Genomic DNA, 2,807 nt, shown 5'->3' with positions numbered 1-2,807 from the left:
GGGTTGGCGGCAAACCTGTTGGTTACAAGCTTGTGCTTGGAACTGTATTCAATTGTTTGTTCCCTTTTTCGACAACGGTTGTTGTCTGGGAACCACATAGCGGACGCGTAGCATGTTTTGATCACCCACCCCCAGGGGGGTGGTGTGGTGTAAGTTGTCGGACTATTAGTACCGGTCAGCTTCACGAGTCTTTCGTCCTCGCTTCCACATCCGGCCTATCAACCCAGTGGTCTGGCTGGGGTCCTCTCCCCCACGAAGGGGATGGAAATCTCATCTTGAAGCCGGCTTCCCGCTTAGATGCTTTCAGCGGTTATCCAATCCGAACGTAGCTAATCAGCGGTGCACTTGGCAGTACAACTGACACACCAGAGGTTCGTCCGTCCCGGTCCTCTCGTACTAAGGACAGACCTTCTCAAATTTCCTGCGCGCGCAGCGGATAGGGACCGAACTGTCTCACGACGTTCTAAACCCAGCTCGCGTACCGCTTTAATGGGCGAACAGCCCAACCCTTGGGACCTACTCCAGCCCCAGGATGCGACGAGCCGACATCGAGGTGCCAAACCATGCCGTCGATATGGACTCTTGGGCAAGATCAGCCTGTTATCCCCGAGGTACCTTTTATCCGTTGAGCGACGGCCATTCCACAATGTGCCGCCGGATCACTAGTCCCGACTTTCGTCCCTGCTCGAGATGTCTCTCTCACAGTCAAGCTCCCTTGTGCACTTACACTCGCCACCTGATTGCCAACCAGGCTGAGGGAACCTTTGGGCGCCTCCGTTACTCTTTAGGAGGCAACCGCCCCAGTTAAACTACCCATCAGGCACTGTCCCTGACCCGGATTACGGGCCGAAGTTAGATGTCCAGAGTGACCAGAGTGGTATTTCAACGATGACTCCACCCGAACTGGCGTCCGGGCTTCACAGTCTCCCACCTATCCTACACAAGCCACACCGAACACCAATACCAAACTATAGTAAAGGTCTCGGGGTCTTTCCGTCCTGCTGCGCGTAACGAGCATCTTTACTCGTAGTGCAATTTCGCCGAGTTTATGGTTGAGACAGCGGGGAAGTCGTTACTCCATTCGTGCAGGTCGGAACTTACCCGACAAGGAATTTCGCTACCTTAGGATGGTTATAGTTACCACCGCCGTTTACTGGGGCTTAAATTCTCCGCTTCGCCCCCGAAGGGGCTAACAGGTCCTCTTAACCTTCCAGCACCGGGCAGGAGTCAGTCCGTATACATCGTCTTGCGACTTCGCACGGACCTGTGTTTTTAGTAAACAGTCGCTTCCCCCTGGTCTCTGCGGCCCTTACCCGCTCCGAAGCGCAAGGCTTCTTCACGGTCCGGGCCCCCCTTCTCCCGAAGTTACGGGGGCATTTTGCCGAGTTCCTTAACCATAATTCTCTCGATCGCCTTGGTATTCTCTACCTGATCACCTGTGTCGGTTTGGGGTACGGGCGGCTAAAACCTCGCGTCGATGCTTTTCTCGGCAGCATAGGATCACCGAATCCCCCCATACGGGGGTCCCGTCAGGTCTCAGGCTTCACGAACGGCGGATTTGCCAACCGTTCACCCTACATCCTTGGACCGGGACTACCATCGCCCGGCTCGGCTACCTTCCTGCGTCACACCTGTTAATACGCTTACCTCCCCGGATCGGGTCCCGCGCGCCCCGCCCATACTGGCCCCGAAGGGCACGGATGAACGGTTTGGGCGGTTAGCATCACCGGATTGGCATGGGCGGTTTTTCGCCGGTACGGGAATATCAACCCGTTGTCCATCGACTACGCCTGTCGGCCTCGCCTTAGGTCCCGACTTACCCAGGGCAGATTAGCTTGACCCTGGAACCCTTGATCATTCGGCGGACGGGTTTCCCACCCGTCTTTCGCTACTCATGCCTGCATTCTCACTCGTGTAGGCTCCACCACTGGCTTCCGCCGCAGCTTCACTGCCCACACGACGCTCCCCTACCCACCAGCGCTCCTGAACCACGAAGGCTTGGATAATACGCTGATGCCACAACTTCGGCGGTGTACTTGAGCCCCGCTACATTGTCGGCGCGGAATCACTTGACCAGTGAGCTATTACGCACTCTTTCAAGGGTGGCTGCTTCTAAGCCAACCTCCTGGTTGTCTGGGCAACTCCACATCCTTTTCCACTTAGCACACGCTTAGGGGCCTTAGTTGGTGGTCTGGGCTGTTTCCCTCTCGACTATGAAGCTTATCCCCCACAGTCTCACTGCTGCGCTCTCACTTGCCGGCATTCGGAGTTTGGCTGACGTCAGTAACCTTGTAGGGCCCATCGGCCATCCAGTAGCTCTACCTCCGGCAAGAAACACGCAACGCTGCACCTAAATGCATTTCGGGGAGAACCAGCTATCACGGAGTTTGATTGGCCTTTCACCCCTACCCACAGCTCATCCCCTCCATTTTCAACTGAAGTGGGTTCGGTCCTCCACGCGCTCTTACACGCGCTTCAACCTGGCCATGGGTAGATCACTCCGCTTCGGGTCTAGATCACGCCACTGCAACGCCCTGTTCAGACTCGCTTTCGCTACGGCTTCCCCACACGGGTTAACCTCGCGACGTAACACTAACTCGCAGGCTCATTCTTCAAAAGGCACGCCGTCACAGCTACTAAGGCTGCTCCGACGGATTGTAAGCACACGGTTTCAGGTACTGTTTCACTCCCCTCCCGGGGTACTTTTCACCTTTCCCTCACGGTACTTGTCCGCTATCGGTCATCAGGTAGTATTCAGGCTTACCAGGTGGTCCTGGCAGATTCGCACGGGATTTCTCGGGCCCCGT

General features: G+C 56.2%; 1 rRNA gene. It reads right to left on the bottom strand.

Annotation, left to right across the window (positions count from 1 at the left end):
• Positions 1-144: 144 nt before the first annotated feature.
• A 23S ribosomal RNA gene (locus AC5RVV_RS17155) occupies positions 145-2,807 on the bottom strand; the annotation flags it as partial.

The organism is Arthrobacter sp. MDT2-34-1 (assembly GCF_059091365.1).
Note: the sequence above shows the minus strand (reverse complement) of the source record. Positions and strands in the feature narration are given on the sequence as shown.